We start from the raw sequence: 22904 nt of genomic DNA on the forward strand, positions 1-22904 counted from the left end.
GAGCCCCCGCCGACTGGGCCATCGCGGCTCAGCCGGCGGGGTGAGCTCGCCGTTTTTTCGTTTTCACCCCCATATAGCAAATGTGTTCCCGCGCAAACCAAATCGCGTCTCGCTCAGCGAGACACAGGCGACAACAGTGCAACGATTCCGTTACGTTATGGCGATGTTCTTAGCGAGACTCGGTGTGCGCACCCGGATTCTGGCGATTGCTCTCATCCCGAGTTTGACTCTGGTGGTGGTCGGCGTCGGTACGGCGGGCTACCTGGTCGAGCAGAGCAACAAGGCCAAGTCATGGGCCGTGCAGTTGCAGGATGCCGCCGTACCGGCCCGTGAGCTGATCGAGGCGGTCCAATCCGAGCGCCACCTGACCCTGGCCCACATCGCGGGCGACGAGACCGCCGCACTCGGCCTGGCCGCCGCGCGCACGCGCATGGACGGCGCCTTTCGCGGCCTGATCGCCGCCGGTGAGAACCTGCGCGCGATCGATGACTCCAACATCGGCAACGACAAGGCCGGCTTCGCCACTCTCGGCACGCATCTGGACGGCGTGCGCAAGGGCGCCGACGCCCGGATGCTGCCGATCGCGGACGCCTACCTGTTCTATAACTCGCTGCTCAACGTGATCATCCAGGGCACCAAGGTCGCCGAGCGCGCGGCACCCGACGCGGTCGTCGCGACCGGTGTGTCCGAGGGCTTGCGCTTGCTCGGTGCCGCCGAGGCGATGTCGCGCAGCAACGCGGTCGCCGCCGCGATGGTGGCCTCGGACGGCGCCTCGACCATCCCGCTCGACGAGTTCACCAACCAGAGCGGCCTCTACCACGGCGAAATCGCCAACCTGGCCGCCGGACTCGACGAACCCGAGCGCGGCGCCGTCGTCGCGTTGACGGCCACCGGGCACTGGCAGCGGCTGAGCGCGATGGAATCCGCTCTCGTGCAGCGTTTCGCGGTGTCGGCGGCCGCCCAGGCGAGTACCTCGACCAGCAAGGCTCCCACCCCCGTCGCACTGCCGATGCCGATTCCCGAATGGCAGAACGCCGCGGCCGAGGTCAACCGGAGCCTGCTCGACTCCTACACCAGCTACAACGACCATGTGCAGAAGCTTGCCGAGGATTCCTCGCGCAAGGCCGAGACCAATGCCGCGCTGGCGGGCGGCGGCGTGCTCGCGCTCAGTGCGCTCGTCTTCCTCATCGCGATCGTCCTGGCGAACCGGATCATTCGCCGGCTGCGCCGGCTGCGTACCGCGACACTGCAACTCGCCGACGAGCAGCTGCCCGCCACCATGCGCACCCTGCGTGACGGTGGCGAGGTCGACCCGGCCGACACCGCGCCCACCCTGGACTTCGGGCACGACGAGATCGGTCAGGTCGCCAAGGCCTTCGAACACGCCGCCGCCGCGGCGATCGGTGCCGCGGTCGACGAGGCCCGTACTCGCGAGGGCGTGCGCGCGGTGTTCCTCAACATCGCCCACCGCAGCCAGATCGTGGTGCACCGCCAGCTCGAGATCCTCGACGAAGCCGAACGCCGCCAAGAGGATCCGGCACTGCTCGAGACGTTGTTCCGGCTCGATCACCTCGCTACCCGTGAACGTCGCAACGCCGAGAACCTGATCATCCTCGGCGGCGGTCGCCCGGGACGGCAGTGGCGTCAGCCCGTGCCGGTGATGGACGTGGTGCGCAGCGCCATCGGCGAAACGCTCGACTACGCGCGCGTGCGGGTCACCAAGCTGCCCGAGGTCAGCGTCGTCGGCACCGTCGTGGCCGACCTCGTGCACCTGCTCGCCGAGCTCGTCGACAACGCCACCGCGTTCTCCCCGCCGCAGTCGCGGGTCGAGGCGAGCGGCAATGTCGTCGGCAAGGGCGTGGTCGTCGAGATCACCGATCAGGGCATGGGCATGAGCGCCGACGACCTGGTCCGCTACAACACCATGCTGGCCGATCCGCCGGATTTCGGTGTCGGCACGCTGTCCTCGGACTCGCGCCTGGGCCTGTTCGTGGTCGCCCGGCTGGCCCTCGCGCACGGTGTGTCGGTGCGGCTGAGCGAATCCGATTACGGCGGCATCCGCGCCATCGTGCTGATCCCCCAGCAGTTGCTGGCCGGCGAGGCCGACCTCGCGGGCACGCCGCCCACGATGACCGGCCCGCTGCGTCGTGGGCTGCCCGCACCGCAGGATTCGGGACCGATCGCCGCCCTCGAATCCGCGCCCGCGCCGGTCGCGACCCTGGTCGCCGACCCGCCGACCCCGCGCCCGATGGCACCGGCCCCCGAGGCGCCCCCCGCGCAGACCCCGCGCTACGACACCGGCTCCGACGAACGACCCGCGCTGCCGCGTCGCAGCAGGCAGACCAATCTGGCGCCCGAGCTCGCCGAGCCCGCCGCCGAGGCGCCGCGCGCACCCGAGCGCCCCCGCTCCGCAGAACAGGCGCGCGACATCATGTCCGCGATCGAGAACGGCACCCGCCAGGGTCGCAAACAACAGACCACATCGAACCAGGACGAACAGGAAGGCTGAGGTGAACTCTTCCCCCGGTGATCTCAACTGGCTACTCGACGATCTCGTCGACCGGCTGGCAGGGGTCCGCTACGCGGTCGTGCTGTCCACCGACGGACTGCTGCTCGGACGCTCCTCGCAGATGAAGCGTGAAGACGCCGAACACTTCGCCGCCATGTCCTCGACCCTCTACGGTCTCGCCCGCAGCGCGGGCAGCCGGTTCGACGGCGGCGGCGTGCGCCAAGCGGTGATCGAGCTCGATCGGGCCGTGCTCTTCGTGACCTCGGCCGGTGACAACGCTTGCCTGGCACTGCAAGCCAACGAATCGGCCAATCTCGGCATGGTCGCCTACGAAATGAATCTCACCGTGCAGCGGGTCGGCAGCTATCTGTCTACGGAGCCGCGGCACGGGCATGCGCAGCTATAGAAAGTCTCGACAATGACTCGACTCGGCGATCCGTGGTTCGACGACGCGGCCGGACCCCTGGTCAGGCCGTACGCGGTGACCCGCGGCCGCACCATGGGCGCGGCGCACGACCTGGACATGCTCACAGTGGTGGTGGCGGTATACCCCGCCCCCACCCTGCGCAAACCAGAACCCGAGTACGCGACGATCGCACAGATGTGCAAGCGTCCGCAGTCGGTGGCCGAGGTCTCGGCCGTGCTGAAACTGCCTCTGGCGGTAACCAAGATCCTCGTCGGTGATCTCATCGCCGAGGGCCACCTCATCTTCCGGGCTCCGGTAGCGGCCGAGGCCGGTGCCGGTGACCTCAACATATTGCGAGCGGTTCTGGATGGCATCCGAAAACTTTGACCCGATGTCCGCAGGCGACCAGCACATGGCCGCCTCGGTCAAAATCCTCATCGCCGGCGGCTTCGGCGTCGGCAAGACCACCATGGTCGGTGCGATCAGCGAGATCGCGCCGCTGCGGACCGAAGAGCTGATCACCGAGGTCAGCACCGGTGTCGACGACCTGTCGGGGGTGGAGCAGAAGCACACGACCACCGTCGCGCTGGACTTCGGTCGCATCACCATCGACCGGGATCTGGTGCTGTATCTGTTCGGCACGCCCGGACAGGACCGCTTCTGGTTCCTGTGGGACGAGCTGTGCCGTGGCGCCCTCGGCGCGATCGTGCTGGCCGACACCCGGCGATTGAGCAATTCGTTCGCGGCGGTGGACTTCTTCGAGCGGCGCGGCTTGCCGTTCCTGATCGCGGTGAACTGCTTCGACGGCGCGCCGCGCTACACGGTCGACGAGGTGCGTGATGCCCTGGACCTGGATCCGAACACGCCGGTGATCCTGTGCGACGCGCGCGATCGGCCCTCGGCCAAGGCGGTGCTGACCCACCTGGTCGAGTACCTGATCGATCGCGCCGCACGAACTCCCGTCACCACCTGAGACTATGCCGAGCCCGGCGCGGGGACTGCCCGTTCCGCGGCTCGGCTGGTCTGCTCCCAGGCCGACCAGGTGGCCATCTTGGCGCGCGCGAGGTCGAAGGCCAAGTCGTACACCATGTTTCCGAGCAGCAGGCGCAGCGGCGGTTCCCCGGCGCCGACGAGTGTGAGCAGCGCCTCGGCGGCGAGGGCGGGCTCGCTGTCGACCGATCCCTCGGCCCACTGGGCCTCGAGCTGGGCACGCAGCGGGGCGTAGGCCTGGATCGGGGTGGTGTTCACCATCGCCGAATACAGGTCGGTCCAGTACCCGCCCGGCTGCAGAATACTCACGCGCACACCGAATTCCGCGGCTTCCATCGCCAGGGCCTCGCTCATGCCCTCGAGCGCGAACTTGCTCGCGGCATACATTCCCGACAGCGGGAACCCGGCGAGTCCGCCGATGCTCGACACCTGCACGATGTGCCCGCTGCGCTGCGCGCGCAGATGCGGGAGCACGGCCTGACTCACCCAGAGCGCGCCGAAGAAGTTGACCTCCATCTGCGCGCGAGCCTCGGCTTCACTGAACTCCTCGATCATGCCCATCGAAAGCGTGCCCGCGTTGTTGACCACGATGTCGAGGCGGCCGAAGTGGGCGACAGCGGCATCGACCGCCGCGTGCACCGCGGCGCGATCGGTGACATCGACGGTCAACGGCAGTACCCGGCCGGGGTGGGCCGCGGCGAGTTCGTCGAGGGCGGATCCGGTGCGCGCGGCGGCGGCGACCCGGTCCCCCGCCGCCAGCGCCGCTTCGGCGAAGGCGCGACCGAGACCGCGGCTCGCTCCGGTGATGAACCAGACGCGGGATGCGGTGGTAGCGGCGGTGGTCATGGCGTTCCTCCTTGACTAGACAAGACGTTGCGTCTCGTCTGATGATCCGAGGATGCCAGCGGTTCACCGCCCTGTCAAGACGCAACGTCTCGTCTCCTCGATTGCTAGGATGGCGGCATGAGTCAGCAGAACCCCCGGCCGTCGGCCGACGCGACCCGGCGCAACGAAGGATCTCGGCGCGCCATCCTGTCCGCCGCCTTCGAGCTGGCGGGCGAGATCGGCTACGACAAGCTGGCCATCGAGGCGATCGCCGCCAGGGCAGGTGTCGGCAAGCAGACGATCTACCGGTGGTGGCCGTCCAAGGGCGCCGTCCTGCTCGACGCCTTCCTGATGCTCAGCGAGACCGGCGACGACGCGACACCGGGCCTGCCCGACACCGGCGACCTGGAAGCCGACCTGAAACTGGTCCTGCGCGCGACCGTCGCCGAACTCGCCGACCCCCGCTTCGACCTCCCCCTGCGCGGCCTGACCAGCGCCATCATGCACGACACCGCCCTGGCCGCCACCTACGTCGAACGCCTACAGAGCCCCGTGGACGACCTGAAACGTCGCAGACTCGCCGCCGCGCAAACCGCGGGCCAGATCGCCCCCGATATCGACCTCGACGTGGCCATCGCGATGATCTGGGGCCCACTGATGGACCGCTGGCTCCTGCGCACCGGCACCCTCACCACCGAATTCGCCGATCGCGTCGTGGAGACCGCGCTGCGCGGACTACGCGGCTGACCTGATCGAAAGCACGTCCTATCAACGACATTCGGCCCGCACCGCGCAATTGTCGTGCCCCTGCCTCCATGACCGGCGCGCGACGATGACGCCGGGGCGACTTCACCCGCGTAGCGACTCGGGTAGCGGAGAACGATCACCCGCGCCGGGGCCGTCCATCAGCCTCAGGTCGCGGCCGTGGACTCGCTCGCCGCAGTGCGAGCAGGTGGGTTCGATGGTGGTGAGGTGGGCGCAGGTGCGGTGCAGGACCTCTACCGGGGGCCCGTTCGGGGCGGCCCATTCGTCGCCCCACTGGCGCATCGCGGTGATCACCTGCCACAGGGAGCGGCCCTTGGCGGTCAGGCGGTAGTCGTAGCGGACGGGGTTGTCCTGGTAGGGCTCTCTCGTCATGATCTCGTGTTCGACCAGGCCTTCGAGGCGTTGGGTGAGAACGTTGCGGGCGATGCCGAGGCGGTCGCGGAACTCGTCGAAACGGGTCACGCCGAAGAGGGCGTCACGCACGATCAACAAGGTCCACCACTCCCCGACCACTTCCAGGCACTGGGCCAGGGAGCAGTTCATGTCTTCGAAGCTGGTGCGCCGCATGTCCCGAGTCTAGTCGGTTGCATGAAAGAACTCACCCATCTACGGTGAGTTGCATGATGAAACTCACTTGGCGGTTCGGCGCGCGATTCGCCCTCACCGCCACGGACTCCGGGCGGTGGCATGCCGTCGTCGACGACTCGTGGCGCGGCTGGACCGGCCCACACGGCGGCACGCTCGCCGGGCTCCTGATCGACGTCGCCCAGCAGGCGAGCTCGCGCGAGCACCCCGTGCGCGCCGCCGATGTCCGGTTCCTCGGCCGACCGGCGACCGGCGCGTTCACCCTGCACGCCACCGAACACCCGGTCGGGCGCAGCACGACGATGCTGGACGTGGTCGCCGAACAGGACGGTGCGCGGGTCGCCGCGGCCACCGTCACCCTGGGCGCGCCCGGCGCGACCGCGATCCCCGCCCACAGCGCAAGACCCGCACCCGTCGTCGCGGCCGCACCGGACTGCGCGCTGTTCCGGCTGCCGCCGGAGATCGTGCCCGTCGGCGCGCATTTCGTCATCCGTCCCGCCGCGGGCCCGTTGCCGCTCAGCGGCGCGGACGAGGCGATGATGTGCGCCTGGATCGCACTCGACCCCGCGCTGCCCCTCGACGCGCCGAGCCTGGCCGTCCTCGCCGACGCGCTGCCACCGGGACTGTTCCCGCTGCTCACCGCGCCGGTCGCCGTCCCCACCGTCACCCTGTCGCTGCAACTGCACGCCGATCTCACCCACCTCGGCGACACGCCCGTGCTGGTCCGCGCCACGAACGTCAGTTCCGGTGACGGCTGGTCGGTCGACGACACCGATATCTGGGACGGCGACGGCGTACTGCTCGCCACCGCCCGTCAAACCCGCCGCGTCCTCGGCTGAACGAGAGCTGGAACATGCCATCCACTACCCCACTCCGGGAGACCAATCCCCGGTTGGTGCTCGCTATCGTCTCCATCGGCGTGCTGTTGTCGAGCCTGGACCTGTTCATCGTCAATGTCGCCATGCCCGCCATGGCAGACGACTTCGGCGCCGGCCTGACCGAACTGTCCTGGGTGCTCAACCTCTACGCCATCGTCTTCGCCGCCCTGCTCGTTCCGGCCGGTCGCCTCGGCGACCGTGGCGGCAACCGCGCCACCTTTCTCACCGGCCTGGCGATCTTCGTGATCGGGTCGGCACTGTGCTCGGCGGCCTGGAACGTGGAGTCGCTCATCGCCTTCCGTGTTCTGCAGGCGGTGGGATGCGCCCTGCTCACCCCGTCCTCCCTCGCACTGGTACTCGCCGCGACACTGCCGCAGCGGCGCGCGGGTGCGGTGCGGCTGTGGGTCGCGTTCGGTGGTCTCGGCGCCGCGCTGGGCCCGGTGCTCGGCGGCTTGCTGGTCGAAATCGATTGGCGCTGGGTGTTTCTCGTGAACGTGCCGATCGGGTTGGCGGCGTTCGCGATCGGTGTCCGTAAGCTGCCGTGCCCGCCCGCCGCGGGCGGCCCGCTGCCCGATCTGCTGGGTGCGGGCGCGCTGATCGGGGCGGTCGGGTCGCTGATCCTGGCCGTCGTCCAGGGTCCCGACTGGGGCTGGACCGCCACCGGAGTCCTCGCCGCGTTCGGTATCGCGATCGTGCTCGGGGTCGTCTTCGCCGTGAGCTCGGCTCGTCATCACAGCCCGATCGTCGACCCCGCCCTGCTCCGGGTCCCGAATTTCGTGCTCGCGGGTGCGAATTCGCTGGTGTTCCAGATCGCGTTCGCGGGCATGCTGCTCTCGGTCACGCTCTGGGCGCAGAACGTGTGGGGGTGGTCGGCCTTGCAGACCGGACTCGCGATCGCGCCCGGCCCCCTGGTCGTGCCGTTCGTCGCCATCGCCGCGGGCAAACTCATCGCGCGAATCGGTGCGGGACCGGTGATCGCGGCAGGCGGACTCGCCTTCGGCGGTGGACTCCTGTGGTGGGCGCGCGCAGCCGAACTGTCACCGGACTATGTCGGTGGCCTGCTCGGCGGCATGCTGCTGACCGGTCTCGGCGTGGGGCTCACCCTGCCGACCGCGTTCGCCGTCGGCGCGGGAACCCTTCCCCCGCAACGTTTCGCGACCGGATCGGGCGTCCTGAGCATGGCCCGCCAACTCGGCCTCGCCCTCGGCGTCGCACTTCTCGTCGCGCTGCTCGGTACGCCCGACACCCCCGCTGCCACGCTCGACGCCTTCCAGCGCGCCTGGTACGTGACCGCCGCGGTCGCGGTCCTCGCCGGACTCATCGGCTTCGCCGTGCGGACCCCAGCGCAGGCCGGACCACCGATCGAATCGCCCGGCCACACTCCGGAGGCGACCGAAAGATCCGGGGGCGCGGCAGTGTCGGCGTGACCCCGAGCGGTCGGCGACCACGATGTCGCCGGCCGCGTCCTCCGGTCCGCTCAGCCCCAGGTCGCCTGATCGGGGACCGAGGAATCGACGATCACGTAGAAGAAGTGACCGGGAGTCAGCTCGTTCATGTCGTGCCAGCGGCCCCAGGGGTCGCGCTGGTAGTAGTTCTCCATCCCGGTGCCGTCGTCGTAGCAGACGATGTTCGACGTCCCGAACGGACTCCAATACACGTCCGTGCCAGGACGTGGCACCTCGAGCGGGGTGCGGAACAGGTGACTGCACGGCGTGATGACGGGGTCGTAATAGCTGGGCTGGGCGGCGGCGGTGGCCTGTCCGGCGATCCCGGCGACGGTGACAGCGGCGACCGCGAGGCCGAGACGAACGGTGCAACGCATCGAATCTGCTCCTGACCTGAGCGGAAATGAAGGCTCTTCGTATCGCGAACGATATTACGCCCGGTCGTCGATCGGCACGAAAATCAGACCACAGACGGATCTGCCGAGCCGTTCGGTCGCGCTACCGTGGCAGGAGCGGTTCGGCGGAGGGTAGGAAAGCTGTGGACAGCACGACGATTGCCCGGCAGTGCACATTGTGTGAAGCGCACTGCGGGATTCTGGTCACGGTCGAGGATTCGCGGGTCACCCGCGTCGAAGGCAACCCGGACGACGTGCTGTCGAAGGGCTACATCTGCCCGAAGGCGACAGCCATGGGCGGTCTGCACCACGACCCCGACCGGCTGCGGACACCGATGCGCCGCGTCGGCGACAGTTTCGAACCGGTCGGCTGGGACGAGGCCTTCCGCGAGATCGGTCAGCGTTTGCGCGCGGTGCGGTCCGCGCACGGTCCCAGCGCCATCGGGATGTACATCGGCAACCCGGCCGCGCACAGCTCCTCGGTGATGTACGCAGCGCTGCTGCGGGCCGTCCTGCTGACCCGGAACTTCTTCTCCGCGTCCTCGATCGATCAGTTCCCGCAGGAGTTCGTCGCGTGGCGGATGTTCGGCTCGAACGTTCTCATGCCGATCACCGATATCGATCGCACCGATCGGCTGGTGGTGCTCGGCGCCAATCCGGCGGTGTCCAACGGATCGATCACCACCATGCCCGGCGCCAAATCGCGCATCAAAGCGGTCCGCGCCCGGGGCGGCACCGTCGTCGTGATCGACCCGCGCCGCACCGAAACCGCCCGGCTGGCAGACGAACACGTGGCGGTCCGTCCCGGCGGCGATGTGTACCTGCTGCTCGCGATGCTGCATGTGCTGGTCACCGAGGAACTGTGCGACGAACGGGCGGTCCGCGCGCTGTGCACCGGCTGGGACGAGCTGGCCGCACTGGTCGCCGACACCACCGTGGAACGCATGGCGCCACTGGCAGGCGTCGACGCGGACACCATCAAACGGCTGGCCCGTGACCACGCGGCGGCACCCTCGGCAGTGTTGTACGCGCGAATCGGGGTGTGCCAGCAGGTGACGGGCACACTCACCCACTGGCTGGTCAATACGATCAACGCGGTCACCGGCAATCTCGATCGCGCGGGCGGTCAGATGTTCGCGACGCCCGTCGTCGACGCCGCCCGCTACGCGAAGTACCTGCCCGTGGGCCACGGCGCGTGGACCGACCGCTCCGGCGCGCACAAGTCGTTCCGCAGCGAACTGCCGGTCGCGGTCCTCGCCGAGGAGATCCGCACCGAAGGACCGGGCCAGATCAAAGCGATGATCACCTACGCGGGCAATCCGGTGCTCTCGACCCCGCAGGCGGACAAGCTCGATGCCGCGCTGGAATCTTTGGATTGCTATGTGGCCGTCGACATGTACATCACCGAGACGACCCGGCACGCCGACTTCATCCTGCCGCCCGTCTCCGCGCTGGAACGCGAGGAACTGAGCCTGCTGTTCCCGATCTTCAGCGTTCGCAACAACGCCCGCTACGACGCCAGGGTGTTCGAGCCGCCGGCCGACGGATTGGACGACTGGCAGATCCTGGCACGACTGGTGACCGAAATGGTCCCGCTACCGGCACGGCGGCTCACCGGACGCGTGCTCAACGCCGCGTTCGAACAGTTCAGCCCCTTGCGACTGTCCGCGGCGGCCGTCGCGACGGGCCCCTACGGAATCCTGCGTCGTGGACGGAACGGGTTGACGCTGAAGAAGATTCGGGACACGGCAGGCGGTGTCGACCTCGGACCGCTGCAACCACGGCTGCCCGAACTGATCGGCACCGGCGACCGCAAGACACACTTGGCACCCGCGGATTTCCTGGCGGCGGTGCGCACAGTCCTCGACGACGCGACCGGGACGGCCGAGCCGGGATACGACCTCCAGCTCATCGGACGGCGGCACCTGCGCAGCAACAACTCCTGGCTGCACAACATCCCGTCGATGGTGAAGGGCCGCGACCGCTGCACCGTGCTCATCCATCCCGACGACGCCGCCGCCCGTGGTCTCGCCGACGGTGATCCGGCCACGATCGAATCCCCGGTCGGTTCGATCGTGGTTCCGGTGGAGATCAGTGGCGATATTCGCGCCGGGGTGGTGGCGATCCCCCACGGATGGGGCCATCGCGAACCCGGGGTCGGCTGGTCGGTCGCGGCGGGCCTGCCGGGCGCCAATGTCAACCTGCTGCACGACCCGGCCCGCACCGACCTGCTCTCCGGCACGTCGGCGGTCAACAGCACGTGGGTGCGGGTGAACCCGGTGGCGTCCGAAACCCCGGACGCCACACCACGATCCGAGGTCGTGGCCGCGCCGCGGTGAACCCGGCTACGAGGTCGGGTCCACCGCGCCGGGGTCAGCGAAAGCGCAGGTTCGCGGTGGCGAGACCGAAGATCTTGCGACCGCCGGACTTGGCGACGATGGCGATCACCGCGCTGCGGGTCTCCGGGTCGAGGGACTTCACGCGACCGGTGTACTCGACCTGGCCGCCCTCCCGGCCGACGATGGTGTAGGTCGACAGGCGAACGCCGTAGCGGGTGACCGCGCCGGGGTCGCCGGACCACGTGGACAGGAAGCCCGCACCCAGACCCATGGTGAGCATGCCGTGGGCGATGATGTCGGGCAGGCCCGCCAGCTCGGCGATCTTCTCGTCCCAGTGGATGGGGTTGCCGTCGCCGGAGACGCCGGCGTAGTTGACGAGATCACCGCGCGAGACGCGGGCGTCGCGGAGCGGGAGTTCGTCGCCGACGGTGAGTTCGTCGAACGACAGCGTGGTGCTGGGGACGCGGGCAGCGCCCTCGACCGACAGCACAACTTCGCCCTCGGGACGCAGGGTGGTCTCCACCACGGCGTTCTTGTCGGCGCTGTAGATGCTCACGCCGTGCAGCATGATGTTCTCCACCGCGGCGGTGATCGCGGGATCCACGCCGTCGTCCCCGGTGATACCGACGACCGTGGTGTGCATGATGTGCACGGTCTCGCCGAGCTCGTCGACGAAGGTGTTGGTGACAGTGATCAGGTCCTTGCCCGCGATCGTGCGCACCGAGGTCAGCTCGACATCGACCACGAGTCGGTCACCGGCCACGATCGGCTTGTGCTGTTCGAAGACCTGCTCGGTCTGCACGAACATGTCGTAGCCGACGACCACCGTTTCGAACAACAATTTGTTCGCCGCCATAGCCGGGATGGAGACGAACGTCAGCGGCGCGACCAGACCCGGGTAGCCGAGCGCGGCGGCGGCCTCGTCCTCCCAGTGGGCAGGATGGAAGTCCTGGACGGCGCGCGCGTATTCGCGGATCTTCTCGCGACCGACCTCGTAGACGCCCTCGACCCGGTAGTAGTGCCCTACCTTCGACGCGGTGTCAGGGCCATCGATGGGCGGGGCATCGACTACGGAAGTCACTATGAATCACCTTCGTTCGGGGAACGGACACCCGGCAGGCTAGTCGACGCGCAGGCGGACCGGGCATTCCTTGGCACAGTTCACAGTTCTGCGCTCTTCCACCGCGGTCAGAACGAGGGTACGTCGCTGGTGCTGGCGTTGCCACCGATCGAAGGCTGCAGCGTGATCTCCCAATCGGAGTCACCGTCGAACGGGTCGTCGAACTTCTGGAACTCACGCTCGCGAGTGAAGGCCAGCGTCGCCTCGTCCCAATCCTTGCCGGTCTTCAGATAGACGTAGTACGTGCCGTCGATCCCGGTGAGGGTGGCGTTGGAATTGCCCTGCACGTAGATGGTGGCCTGCGGCTTCTTGGGATCACCGTTGGTCACCACGACCGCGAAGTCGTCGCTGTTGCCGTTGACGATGTCGAGCTTGCCCGCACCGACCAGCCCGTCCTGCTGGACCACCGCTCCGTTCTCGCCACGACGGTTCAGCACCGGCGCCGCGGGAGTGGTCGCGCGCACGGTCGTGGTCGCCTTCGACGAACTGCTCGCCGGCACGGCGTCGACGGACTGTCCCGACTCGCATCCAGCTACCAGAAGGGCCACCGCGATCGCGGACACGGCATACCACTGACGATTCGACATCGTTCCCACCCCATGCTCATGGACCGGACTCCCCGATCCGGTCTTCCTCGCCAGTATTGCGCGAATTGCCCGGTATGTCATCACAACTCATCCTGGAAACCCGCCCCCACATCATCTGGAATGAGTCATGATCTGGAATGTGTCCACCACATCGGACTTCGAACAGATGCTGCGCGCAGCCTCCCTGCGCGTCACCGCGCCACGCCTGGCGGTGCTCACCGCAGTGCACCAGCATCCGCATGCCGATACGGACACCATTCTGAGCCGAGTCAGAGCCACCCTCGGGGCCGTCAGCCAGCAGGCCGTCTACGACGTACTGCGGGCACTCACCAGCGCCGGACTGCTCCGGCGGATCCAGCCGATGGGCACCGTCGCGCGCTATGAGACCCGCGTCGGTGACAACCATCATCACCTGGTGTGCCGATCCTGTGGGGTGATCGTCGATGTCGAGTGCGCCGTCGGCGACGCACCCTGTCTGACTCCCCTCGACGACCGCGGTTTCGTCGTCGACGAGGCAGAAGTCATCTACTGGGGCAGGTGCCCCGACTGCACGACATCACCATCACTCTCCTGAAAGGATTCACCGTGCCCGAGGAACACCCACCTATCGCGGAAGCCAACACGGAAGCCGGTGACAGTGGTTGCCCCGTCATGCATCGTCCGTTCGCCTCCACCGACGCGCGCGGAGCGAACGCCGAGTGGTGGCCGAACCAGCTCAATCTCACACTGCTGCAGAAGAATCCGCCCTCGGTGAACCCGATGGGCGAAGACTTCGACTACGCGGCCGAATTCGCCACCCTCGACCTGGCCGCGGTGAAGGCCGATATCGAGCAGGTCATGACGACCTCACAGTCCTGGTGGCCCGCCGACTTCGGCCACTACGGCCCGTTCTTCATCCGGATGGCCTGGCACTCCGCGGGCACCTACCGGGTCGGCGACGGCCGCGGCGGCGCGGGCGCGGGCCTGCAGCGCTTCGCCCCGCTCAACAGCTGGCCCGACAACGCCAGCCTGGACAAGGCGCGCCGGCTGCTGTGGCCGGTGAAGAAGAAGTACGGCCGCAAGCTGTCGTGGGCCGACCTCATCGTCTACACCGGCAACGTCGCGCTCGAGTCGATGGGCTTCGAGACGTTCGGTTTCGGTGGCGGCCGCGTCGACGCGTGGGAGCCCGAGGAAGACGTGTTCTGGGGCCCCGAGCGCACCTGGCTCGGCGACGAACGCTACACCGGTGACCGTAACCTCGAGCGTCCGCTCGCCGCGGTCCAGATGGGCCTGATCTACGTCAATCCCGAAGGCCCCAACGGCAATCCGGATCCCATCGCGGCCGCCGTGGACATCCGCGAGACCTTCGCGCGGATGGCGATGAACGACGAGGAGACCGCCGCGTTGATCGCCGGCGGCCACACCTTCGGCAAGACTCACGGTGCGGGCGACGCCGATCTGGTCGGCGTCGAACCGGAAGCCGCACCGCTGGAACAGCAAGGGCTGGGCTGGAAGAGCAGCTTCGGCACCGGAGTCGGCGAGGACGCGATCACCAGCGGCCTGGAAGGCATCTGGAACAGCACCCCCATCACCTGGGACAACAACTTCCTCGAAACCCTCTACGGGTACGAATGGGAGCTGACCAAGAGTCCGGCGGGCGCGCACCAGTGGATTCCGAAGGACGGCGCGGGCGCCGACACCGTGCCCGACCCGTTCATCACCGGCAAGAAGCGCGCACCGATCATGCTCACCACCGACCTGTCGCTGCGGTTCGACCCGATCTACGGCCCGATCACCCGCCGCTGGCTGGAGAACCCCGCGGAGTTCGCCGACGCGTTCGCCCGCGCCTGGTACAAGCTCACCCACCGCGACATGGGTCCGATCGCCCGCTACCTGGGCCCGCTGGTTCCGTCCGAGGAACTGCTGTGGCAGGACCCGGTGCCCGCCCAGAACGGCCCGGTGATCGGTGATTCCGAGATCGCCGCGCTCAAGGGTCAGATCCAGGCCGCCGGCCTGTCCATCGCCCAGCTGGTGACGACGGCGTGGGCGGCGGCCTCGTCGTTCCGCGGCAGCGACAAGCGCGGCGGCGCCAACGGCGGCCGGATCCGGCTGCAGCCGCAGGCGGGCTGGGCGGTCAACCAGCCCGACGAGCTCGCCCAGGTGGTGCGCGTCTACGAGGGCATCCAGGACACGTTCAACGCCGGCGGCGGCACGCAGGTGTCGTTCGCCGACCTGGTCGTCCTCGGCGGCGCGGTCGGTGTGGAACAGGCCGCCCAGGCTGCCGGTTTCCCGGTGACGGTGCCGTTCACGCCGGGTCGTACCGACGCGACCCAGGCCCAGACCGACGTCGAGTCGTTCGACGCGCTCGAGACCCCGGCCGACGGGTTCCGTAACTACGTGTCCAAGGACGCGCAGATTCCCGCGGAGTTCCTGCTGATCGACAAGGCGAACCTGCTCACGCTCAGCGCGCCGGAGATGACCGTGCTGATCGGCGGTCTGCGCGTGCTCGGCGCGAACTACCAGTCCTCACCGCTGGGCGTGTTCACCGATACCCCGGGTGCGCTGACGAACGATTTCTTCGTCAACCTCCTCGACATGGGTACCGAGTGGGCGCCCTCGGCCGCCGACGAGAACAGCTACGAAGGCCGTGACCGCTCCTCCGGTGCGGTCACGTGGACCGGCAGCCGCGTCGACCTGGTGTTCGGCTCCAACTCGCAGCTGCGGGCCGTGGCCGAGGCCTACGCGACCGACGACGCGAAGGAGAAGTTCGTGCACGACTTCGTCGCCGCGTGGACCAAGGTCAGCAACCTGGACCGGTTCGACGTCACCGCCTGATCCGAACAGCGAAACACCCTGCGGCTCAGCTCGAGTCGCAGGGTGTTCCGTTGGTGACTAGGACTCGGCGAGGGCGGCCAGCCGGTCCACCGATGCCTGCAGCTTGTCGGCGGTGGTGGCCTTGGCCCGCACCTGACGCAACTCGTCGTGCAGGTCGGTCCAGTCGTAGGTGTGGGTCACCCGGGTGTGGGTGTCGTCGATCGGCTCGAGCTCCCAGCGCCACAGGTGTCCCGGCGGGGTCTTGTCCCGCTCCGACGGGTTCCACGCGATACGGCGACCCTCCTCGAACTCGACGATGTGGTTGTCCCGGTCGGCGCCGTTGGTCAGCGTCGTGGTGAACACGTCACCGACCGCGCGAACCCGCTGGCCTTCGACGGCCTGCGCGAGGTTGTCGTTGCCGTCCCAGCGCGGCTGCTGCGCGGGATCGGCGATCAGGTCGAAGATCGCGGCGGGGGTCGCCGCGATGTCGCGGGAGGCGTGGACGATGCGTGGCACGTCGATGGTTTCGGTCACCGGGCGATAGAACCAGCAGCTCACCCACCCCGGCAACCATTCCGCTCGAGCACGCGACTAACTCGTTCGATACACCGCGAACACCGGGATCTCCCGATCGGTCTTGTCGCGGTACTCGGCGAAGCCGGGCAGCCGCTCGACCATCCGGTCGTAGAGGGCGGTGCGCTCGGGATCGGCGACGAGTTCCGCCTTGCCCCGGTATGTTTCGGTCCCGACCTCCACGGTGAGTTCCGGGTCGGCGAGGAGGTTGTGATACCAGGCCGGGTGTTTGTCGGCGCCACCGTTGGAGGCGATCAGCACGATCCGGTCGCCGTCGGGCAGGAACACCAGCGGATTGGTGATCGCGCGCCCGGACTTCGCGCCGGTGGTGGTGATGATCACCATGGCGTCGTTGCCTTCGAACATGCCACCGACGCGGCCGCCGTTGGCGCGGAACTCGGCGATCACCTGGTCGTTGAAAGCATTCATCGTGGTCCTTTCGTCGGGTAACTCCCCCTGCCCCAACGATCCAGGCGCGCCACGCATTCCGGCGCTGTCCACGGCATATGCGCCGAAGTAGTGACTTACTCTAACGTTGCGGGGTGCTAGGACATTCTCATGCGACGAGTGGGGCGCTGGCCTGGGCCGGTACGGCCGCCGCGTTACCGCTCACAGTCGCCGCTTTCCCCCTGTTCGACAGCGACACAACGCGATTCGGCATCGCCGAACTCATCATGGGCACGCTGCTCACCGCGGGTGCGGCGCTGCTGCCGGACGCGGATCATCCCAGCGGCACCATCTCCCACGTCCTCGGGCCGGTGTCACATCACCTGTGCCGGTTGATCTCCTGGGCGTCGGGCGGACATCGTCACGGCACGCATTCACTGCTGTTCGTCGTCGCCGCGGTCGCGGCCACCTGGGCCGGGGAGCACTACCTCGGCCGACCGTTCACCCTCGGCCTCGTGTTCTTCCTGCTCGCCCTCGCGGTGCGATCGCTGCACCTGTGCCCGCCGGGAAAGAGCGTCCGGACCTACGGAACGGTGATCGTGCTCGCGACGGCGGGCACCTTCGCGGTCGACCAGTGGATCGTCGACCGACCGGCGTGGCTGCCGATCTGCGTGGGTCTCGGCTGTCTGGCCCACCTGCTCGGCGACTGCCTCACCGATCGGGGCTGCCGGTTGCTGTGGCCGTTTCCGTTGCGCACCCGGGTGCCGCTGATCGAGCGGACCGGGAACCGGGTCGAGACCTGGGTCATCTCTCCCCTGTTCGTGCTCGGCACGATGGGCGCGCTCTGGTACGCGATCGTCCACCGGCCGTGATCGCTGGGACGGCGGGGCTCCCGCCGTCCCGAGCCGACCGGCGTAGCCGGTTCTTCGCCGATTGCCCTGACCGGTTCACATGTTTAGATGCGCATATCGCAGTATCAGAATGATTTTTGTGAGGCCTCCCAACTCTGACACTCAGGGCATCGTCGCAAATCTCGAAGCCGCCCCAACCCCACCATCATTCAGTGCACAGTTGTACTCTCAACTCTGTGACGGAGCAGCTCCCCCAAGCCCAGGCCGAAGTACAGGCGCTCACACGGCTCGCCGGTGACGAGTTCGCCGGGGCGGTCGATGGGATCGCGGCCATCCACCGAGCCCTCTCCGACCGGGTATTCGCGGCGGTGCGACTGGGCGTCGGTCCCGCGGCGGCGCCGGTGAAAATCGTCCACGACGCCATCACCGATGGCGTGTACGCCGCCGTCAGCGGCACCGGCTTCGTCGTCGGCGAGGTCGCGAGCGCGGTCCAGCTGCCCGGTGTCACCGCTCCCTCGCGCACCGTGTGGGGTGCGGGCATTCTCGCCGCGATCCAGGGGCTGATCGGTGACACGCTCGAGGACGAGACCCCGATCCTCTCCTCCCCCATGACCTTTCGCGTCGACGGCGTCCCCGTCCCACCCGAGGAGTTCGCCGCCCACGTCCCGGTGCCGACGACCCGGCTAGTCGTGCTCCTGCACGGACTCGTGGAGACCGAACACTCCTGGCGGCTCGGCAATCGCCCCACCTACGGCGAGCGCCTCGACGACGATCTCGGCTACACCCCCCTCTTCGTCCGCTTCAATACCGGTCTGCACATCTCCGAGAACGCCGCCCAGCTCAGCGCCCTGCTGACCCGCCTGGTCGACAGCTGGCCGATGCCGGTGCACGAGATCTGCCTGATCGGGCACTCGATGGGCGGACTGGTCATGCGCAGCGCCTGCCATCAGGCCGAGGAGTCGGGCCAGCAGTGGGTGCGATCGGTGCGGCAGGTGGTGTGCCTGGGTTCACCGCACCTCGGTGCGCCGCTCGAGCAGCTCGTGCACTACGCGTCGGCCGCGCTCGATCTGCTGCCCGAGACCCGGCCGCTGAGCACACTGCTGCGCAGGCGCAGCGCGGGCATCCGCGACCTGCGGCAGGGCTCGCTGGTCGACGAGGACTGGCGCGACCTCGACGTGGACACCCTGCGCGCGCGAGCGGTGAAGGAAGTACCGCTGCTGCCCGGCGTCGATCACTACTTCGTCACCACCACCATCACCCACAGCCCGAAACATCCGCTCGGCGTGATCATCGGCGACGGCATGGTTCTCACCGGCAGCGGGTCGGGGCGCGGCCGGACCCGGCGCCTCGATTTCGACGCGGTCAACAGCCTGCACATCCCCGCGGCGAACCATTTCAGCCTGCTCAATCACGACGCTGTCTATGAAGCGCTGCACGGCTGGTTGACGAGCGCACCCCGCCGCGCGCGTCAGGTGGATACGCTGTGGCCATGACTCTCGACCACGGCGACCCGGGCGACGCACCTGCCATTCCGCTGCCGACCGCCCCCCTGGCCAACGAGGCCCGCCCCTCGCCGGCCGAAGAAGCCAGAACGATCGCGGCGGGCACCAATACCGGCACGCTGGCCAGCCTCACCGCCGACGGCGCGCCGTGGGCGTCGTTCATCACCTACGGATTGCTCGACGGCGCACCGGTACTGAGCGTGTCGCGCCTGGCCGAACACGGCCGCAACCTGGCCGCCGACCCGCGCGCCAGCATCGCGATCGTCACCCCCGACATCCCGGCCGACCCGCTGGCGGGCACCCGGATCACCCTCGCCGGTTTCGTGGAACGCCCGACCGGCGCCGAGGCGGAAGCGGCTCGCGCGGCCCACCTGGCGGCGATCCCGGCGGCCAAGTACTACATCGACTACAGCGATTTCACGCTGTGGGTGCTGCGCGTCGAGCGGGTGCGCTGGGTCGGCGGCTACGGCCGGATGGATTCGGCCTCGGCCGCGGAATACCTTGCCGCACAGCCGGACCCGATCGTCGCACACGCCGCGCCCGGTGTCGCGCACCTCAACGCCGACCATGCCGAAGCGCTGCTGGCGATGGCCCAGCAGCTGGGCGGATTCCCCGACGCCATCGCCGCCACCTGCGAGAAGGCCGACCGCTACGGCCTCGACCTGCGGGTGGAATCACCACGCGGCGTGGCGCTCACCCGAGTCGGCTACGCCAGCCCCCTGTCCGAGATCAGCGAATTGCGCGCGGCGACAGTGGAACTCGCGCGCCGGGCCCGCGCGACGCCCTGATCACGCCTCGTACAGCTCGAGCGGCAGGTCGTCCGGATCGAAGAAGAAGGCCATCTGCTTGCCGGTGTGCTCATCGGTGCGCAGTTCCTCGGTCCGGACGCCCCGTGCCCGCAGCTCATCGAGGGCGGCGGGCACGCTCGCGACCGCCAGAGCCAGATGCCGCAACCCCGCCGCTTCCGGTCTACTCGGGCGTGCGGGCGGGTCGGGAAACGAGAACAGTTCGATGCGGACCCCGCGGGGCAACTCGATGTCGAGCTTCCACGAATCGCGATCGGCCCGGTAGTTCTCGTCGAGGACGGTCCCCCCGAGAGTCTCGATATAGAAACTCTTGGAGCGGGCGTAGTCCGTCGCGATGATCGCGATGTGGTGTATGCCGAGAAATTGCACGCCGCAACGCTAGCGGATGCGCGCCGGTGGATCCCGCACGGACGCGACCGGCGCGACCTTCCTCGGCATCGGGCGCGCACTCAGGTCCAGAGCACCGCGACCAGCACGTTCACGATCGCGAGGCCACCGGCGGCGTCGGTCATCCAGTCGATCTGCTTGCCGCGCTTCGCGTCACCGCGGCCCATTTCGGCGAACGCCGCCACCGCGACCGCGACAACCAGCTTCACAGCCAGCTTCGTCGTATCCGGATCCTTGTCGAGCGAGTCGACCGCCGAAGCCAGCCCCGCCAGGATCACCCCGGTGATCAACTGGGCGCGCGCGCCCCACACCATCAGCTCGGACACCACCGGACGCGAGGCGACGTACCCACCGACCACCGCGGCCATGCCGAGCAGGTGGGTGACAACCACCAGGTCATAAACGAATTCCATGGGTGCGAAGCGTAGTTCAGACGGCAGCGTGGTTCAGACGAAAGCGGCCGGTGCCCGAAGGCACCGGCCGGTTCAGACGAACTATTCCGTGGCCAGGATCAGCCCAGCTGCTCGTCCAGCAGATGCGCGTCCTTGCGGATGCCGAAGGCGGTGATGACTTCCATGACACCGATGACGATCAAGAAGATGCCGACGACCCAGACCAGCGTGGTGAGGGAGCTGATCGGCCACACGATCAGGACGACACCGGCCAGCGCGCTGATGATGCCGTAGAAGATCTGCCAGCCCCGGCCGGGCACGCCCGACTCCGAGATGGCGGCGAACAGGACGGCGACGCCACGGAACAGCCAGCTGATGCCGATGAACAAGCCGAGCAACACAATCGAGGTGAGGTCGTCGCGGAAGCAGAACACACCGATGATCAGCGACAGCACACCACTGATGAACGACAGCACCCGAAAGCTGGTGCTCGGCAGGTGGGTGAAGGCGGCGATCAGCTGGAAGATACCACTGACAACCATGTAGATACCGAACAGAATGCCCGCCACGAGCAGCGACGGACCGGGCCACACCAGCACGATGATGCCGAGGACCACCGCGAGGAGGCCGGTGACCAGAACTGTTTGCCAGGTTTTCTTGGCAAGAGCCGTGAACGGGCTCCCAATCACGGTATTTGTCGTCATGACGAGATGTTATGCCCGCTTGCTCTGGTTTTCCGGAAATTAGCTGGAGCTGTCATCGTGTCGCGATCACGCACAGCGCCGTGAGCGGGCCCACAGGCGAGCCGTCACATCGTTGCCCTCGCGAAAGTTTGGTCGCCGACAGTCTCGGGTAGATGAAGAATGTGTCGGTTGTACTCGTGCTGCAAGCTCGGGGCCTCGGTGAGCTTCTCTCCGCGGTCCCGGCTCTGCGTGCCCTGCGCCGGGCCGAACCACAGAGCCGGATCGTCCTGGCGGCGCCGCATCGGTTGGAACAGATCGTCGACCTGATCTCCTCGGTCGATGAACTCGTCGCCACCGCCGACCCGGCCGCCCTGATCTGGGATGGACCCGCGCCCGAATTAGCGGTGAACCTGCACGGCCCCGACGGCGCCAGCGCCCGAGCACTGGCCGATACCGGCGCCGCGCGGATCATCGGTCATCGCACGCCCGCGCTGCCCAAGCTCGCCGGTCCGCGCTGGGATCCCGACGCGCATGTCGTCGACCGGTGGTGCCGCCTGCTCGAGGGCGAGGGCATCGACGCGGATCGGCGAAACCTCGGATTGGTGCCGCCGGTGGCCTCGATCAGCCGGCGCGATTGCATCGTCGTCCATATCGGCGCGGGCGCGCCCGCCCGGCGGTGGCCGCCGGAGCGGTTCGCCGCGGTGGTGCGCCACCTGCTGGTACTGGGCCGCGACGTGGTGCTCACCGGCGACCCGTTCGAGCACGACATCGCTCGACAGGTGGCCGCGCAGGCCGGCTTGCCCGACGACCGGGTCCTCGCCGGTCGGCAGAACCTCACCGACCTCGCGGCGACGGTGGCCGAGGCCGCCCTCGTGATCAGCGGCGATACCGGTGTCGCACACCTGGCGACAGCGTTCGGCACCCGCACGGTCCTGCTGTTCGGTCCCACGCCACCGCGCCGCGGCGGCCCGCCCGCACATCTGCTGGGCAGGCACGCGGTGCTCTGGGCCGGACAGGTCGGCGATCCGGACGGCCTGAGCACCGACCCCGGTCTGCTGCGGATCGGCGTGCCCGAGGTGATCGCGGCGGTCGATATGCAGCTGGACAAGCAGGCGTGGGCCGAATCCGGCCGGTCACGTTACCGCCGGGTGGGCTGAGCCGGGTCGGCGTCGGCCGCCTCCCGCAGAGCGGCGGCATGGGCGGCCAGCGCGCTGGGCCAGTACTTGTCGAGGTAGTCGCGCGCGTCGTTGAGGCCGCGCGGGTCGAGGGAGTAGAGGTGCCTGTTCCCGTCGCGGCGCATACGGACCAGGTGGGCCTCGCGCAGGACGCGCAGGTGTTGCGACGCGGCTGAACTGGTGATTCCGGTGGCGGCGGCGAGGTCGGCCACCGAGCGGGGACCCTGCGGCAGCAATTCGAAGATCGCGCGCCGGGTAGGGTCGGACAACGCCGTGATGGCACGGACTCCGTTAGCGTCCACTGAATCAGTGTCCCTGGGATGCGGAATTTCGGCAACGATCTTGACCAGGGCAATTTCACCCGGTGAGTAACAGGATGTTGGCCATTCGTTAGAGTATCGTTATAGATCAACTGGGGTTATAGCGCTTCGTGATCGCAGCCACAGGATTGGCCGCGAAGGTTACGGTTTAGCTACGTTCATAACCATGTTCGTGACCAACCCGTTATCTG

Annotated in this window: 25 protein-coding genes; 14 read left to right on the plus strand and 11 right to left on the minus strand. The window is 68.2% G+C overall.

Annotation, left to right across the window (positions count from 1 at the left end; all coding sequences use genetic code 11):
• Positions 1-163: 163 nt before the first annotated feature.
• The 4 genes from ACWDXS_RS13110 to ACWDXS_RS13125 are packed head-to-tail and all read left to right on the plus strand — an operon-like array spanning position 164 to position 3888.
• Positions 164-2509 (plus strand): sensor histidine kinase, encoded by a 2346-nt coding sequence (locus ACWDXS_RS13110; protein ID WP_378987840.1) that lies wholly within the window; start codon positions 164-166, stop codon positions 2507-2509.
• Between the two features lies 1 nt (position 2510).
• Entirely contained in the window at positions 2511-2915 is a 405-nt protein-coding gene (locus ACWDXS_RS13115; protein ID WP_067453425.1) for a roadblock/LC7 domain-containing protein, read from the plus strand.
• A gap of 12 nt (positions 2916-2927) precedes the next feature.
• Entirely contained in the window at positions 2928-3302 is a 375-nt protein-coding gene (locus ACWDXS_RS13120) for a DUF742 domain-containing protein (protein WP_387443427.1), read from the plus strand.
• Positions 3283-3888, plus strand: coding sequence for a GTP-binding protein (locus tag ACWDXS_RS13125; RefSeq protein ID WP_101467406.1), 606 nt, complete (start codon positions 3283-3285; stop codon positions 3886-3888). The genes ACWDXS_RS13120 and ACWDXS_RS13125 overlap by 20 nt, the downstream gene beginning before the upstream one ends.
• Positions 3889-3890: 2 nt before the next feature.
• On the opposite strand, the gene ACWDXS_RS13130 is transcribed toward ACWDXS_RS13125, so the two are convergent.
• The gene (locus tag ACWDXS_RS13130) at positions 3891-4751 is read right to left on the minus strand and encodes an SDR family NAD(P)-dependent oxidoreductase (RefSeq protein WP_387443424.1); all 861 of its coding nucleotides are present in this window, start codon (positions 4749-4751) and stop codon (positions 3891-3893) included.
• Positions 4752-4868: 117 nt separating this feature from the next.
• Between ACWDXS_RS13130 and ACWDXS_RS13135 the strand changes: the two genes are divergently transcribed.
• Positions 4869-5477 (plus strand): TetR/AcrR family transcriptional regulator, encoded by a 609-nt coding sequence (locus ACWDXS_RS13135; RefSeq protein WP_449965321.1) that lies wholly within the window; start codon positions 4869-4871, stop codon positions 5475-5477.
• A gap of 102 nt (positions 5478-5579) precedes the next feature.
• Here the strand turns inward: ACWDXS_RS13135 and ACWDXS_RS13140 are convergent, their stop codons facing one another.
• Positions 5580-6062 (minus strand): winged helix-turn-helix transcriptional regulator, encoded by a 483-nt coding sequence (locus ACWDXS_RS13140; protein WP_449965324.1) that lies wholly within the window; start codon positions 6060-6062, stop codon positions 5580-5582.
• A gap of 53 nt (positions 6063-6115) precedes the next feature.
• Here ACWDXS_RS13140 and ACWDXS_RS13145 point away from each other — a divergent pair, with 53 nt between their 5' ends.
• Positions 6116-6919 (plus strand): thioesterase family protein, encoded by an 804-nt coding sequence (locus ACWDXS_RS13145; protein ID WP_449965327.1) that lies wholly within the window; start codon positions 6116-6118, stop codon positions 6917-6919.
• 14 nt (positions 6920-6933) lie between these two features.
• Positions 6934-8385 (plus strand): MFS transporter, encoded by a 1452-nt coding sequence (locus tag ACWDXS_RS13150; RefSeq protein WP_449965330.1) that lies wholly within the window; start codon positions 6934-6936, stop codon positions 8383-8385.
• Between the two features lie 50 nt (positions 8386-8435).
• Here ACWDXS_RS13150 and ACWDXS_RS13155 read toward each other — a convergent pair whose 3' ends face one another.
• Positions 8436-8780, minus strand: coding sequence for a hypothetical protein (locus ACWDXS_RS13155; RefSeq protein ID WP_449965333.1), 345 nt, complete (start codon positions 8778-8780; stop codon positions 8436-8438).
• A gap of 161 nt (positions 8781-8941) precedes the next feature.
• On the opposite strand from ACWDXS_RS13155, the gene ACWDXS_RS13160 reads away from it, so the two are divergent.
• On the plus strand, positions 8942-11137 hold the full coding sequence (locus ACWDXS_RS13160) for a molybdopterin oxidoreductase family protein (protein WP_449965336.1): 2196 nt from the start codon (positions 8942-8944) through the stop codon (positions 11135-11137).
• 34 nt (positions 11138-11171) lie between these two features.
• Here ACWDXS_RS13160 and ACWDXS_RS13165 read toward each other — a convergent pair whose 3' ends face one another.
• Together ACWDXS_RS13165 and ACWDXS_RS13170 are read right to left on the minus strand one after the other, a co-directional pair.
• A complete protein-coding gene (locus ACWDXS_RS13165; protein WP_379314354.1) occupies positions 11172-12218 on the minus strand; it encodes a fused (3R)-hydroxyacyl-ACP dehydratase subunits HadA/HadB in 1047 nt (348 codons plus the stop codon).
• Positions 12219-12325: 107 nt separating this feature from the next.
• Positions 12326-12844, minus strand: coding sequence for a hypothetical protein (locus ACWDXS_RS13170; protein WP_449965340.1), 519 nt, complete (start codon positions 12842-12844; stop codon positions 12326-12328).
• A 139-nt stretch (positions 12845-12983) separates the two neighbouring features.
• Here ACWDXS_RS13170 and ACWDXS_RS13175 point away from each other — a divergent pair, with 139 nt between their 5' ends.
• Together ACWDXS_RS13175 and katG are read left to right on the plus strand one after the other, a co-directional pair.
• A complete protein-coding gene (locus ACWDXS_RS13175) occupies positions 12984-13418 on the plus strand; it encodes a Fur family transcriptional regulator (RefSeq protein ID WP_056809750.1) in 435 nt (144 codons plus the stop codon).
• Positions 13419-13429: 11 nt separating this feature from the next.
• Positions 13430-15658: a catalase/peroxidase HPI gene (katG, locus tag ACWDXS_RS13180; RefSeq protein ID WP_378988462.1), complete on the plus strand. Its 2229-nt coding sequence runs from the start codon at positions 13430-13432 to the stop codon at positions 15656-15658.
• Positions 15659-15715: 57 nt separating this feature from the next.
• On the opposite strand, the gene ACWDXS_RS13185 is transcribed toward katG, so the two are convergent.
• Together ACWDXS_RS13185 and ACWDXS_RS13190 are read right to left on the minus strand one after the other, a co-directional pair.
• A complete protein-coding gene (locus tag ACWDXS_RS13185) occupies positions 15716-16171 on the minus strand; it encodes an SRPBCC family protein (RefSeq protein ID WP_449965345.1) in 456 nt (151 codons plus the stop codon).
• 57 nt (positions 16172-16228) lie between these two features.
• Positions 16229-16639 carry a nitroreductase family deazaflavin-dependent oxidoreductase gene (locus ACWDXS_RS13190; RefSeq protein ID WP_378627590.1) on the minus strand — a complete coding sequence of 137 codons (411 nt, stop codon included), beginning with the start codon at positions 16637-16639 and terminating at the stop codon, positions 16229-16231.
• 113 nt (positions 16640-16752) lie between these two features.
• Here ACWDXS_RS13190 and ACWDXS_RS13195 point away from each other — a divergent pair, with 113 nt between their 5' ends.
• The 3 genes from ACWDXS_RS13195 (at position 16753) to ACWDXS_RS13205 (ending at position 19738) form a co-directional block, all read left to right on the plus strand.
• Positions 16753-17469: a metal-dependent hydrolase gene (locus ACWDXS_RS13195; protein ID WP_378987879.1), complete on the plus strand. Its 717-nt coding sequence runs from the start codon at positions 16753-16755 to the stop codon at positions 17467-17469.
• Between the two features lie 215 nt (positions 17470-17684).
• Positions 17685-18941: a lipase family alpha/beta hydrolase gene (locus ACWDXS_RS13200; protein ID WP_378987882.1), complete on the plus strand. Its 1257-nt coding sequence runs from the start codon at positions 17685-17687 to the stop codon at positions 18939-18941.
• On the plus strand, positions 18938-19738 hold the full coding sequence (locus tag ACWDXS_RS13205) for a HugZ family pyridoxamine 5'-phosphate oxidase (protein WP_379315108.1): 801 nt from the start codon (positions 18938-18940) through the stop codon (positions 19736-19738). Before ACWDXS_RS13200 ends, ACWDXS_RS13205 begins: the two co-directional genes overlap by 4 nt.
• Here the strand turns inward: ACWDXS_RS13205 and gloA2 are convergent, their stop codons facing one another.
• From gloA2 to ACWDXS_RS13220, 3 genes are all read right to left on the minus strand, one after another.
• Positions 19739-20125, minus strand: a complete 387-nt coding sequence (gene gloA2 / locus ACWDXS_RS13210; protein ID WP_449965352.1) for an SMU1112c/YaeR family gloxylase I-like metalloprotein — start codon at positions 20123-20125, stop codon at positions 19739-19741.
• Between the two features lie 80 nt (positions 20126-20205).
• Complete coding sequence (locus ACWDXS_RS13215; protein WP_379315110.1) at positions 20206-20556, minus strand: hypothetical protein; 351 nt, start codon at positions 20554-20556, stop codon at positions 20206-20208.
• A gap of 98 nt (positions 20557-20654) precedes the next feature.
• A complete protein-coding gene (locus ACWDXS_RS13220) occupies positions 20655-21239 on the minus strand; it encodes an HdeD family acid-resistance protein (RefSeq protein WP_378987895.1) in 585 nt (194 codons plus the stop codon).
• Positions 21240-21400: 161 nt separating this feature from the next.
• Between ACWDXS_RS13220 and ACWDXS_RS13225 the strand changes: the two genes are divergently transcribed.
• Positions 21401-22375, plus strand: coding sequence for a glycosyltransferase family 9 protein (locus ACWDXS_RS13225; RefSeq protein ID WP_378988464.1), 975 nt, complete (start codon positions 21401-21403; stop codon positions 22373-22375).
• Here ACWDXS_RS13225 and ACWDXS_RS13230 read toward each other — a convergent pair.
• The gene (locus ACWDXS_RS13230) at positions 22357-22695 is read right to left on the minus strand and encodes an ArsR/SmtB family transcription factor (RefSeq protein WP_378987898.1); all 339 of its coding nucleotides are present in this window, start codon (positions 22693-22695) and stop codon (positions 22357-22359) included. The genes ACWDXS_RS13225 and ACWDXS_RS13230 overlap by 19 nt on opposite strands.
• Positions 22696-22904: the final 209 nt, after the last annotated feature.

The organism is Nocardia sp. NPDC003183, assembly GCF_053590715.1.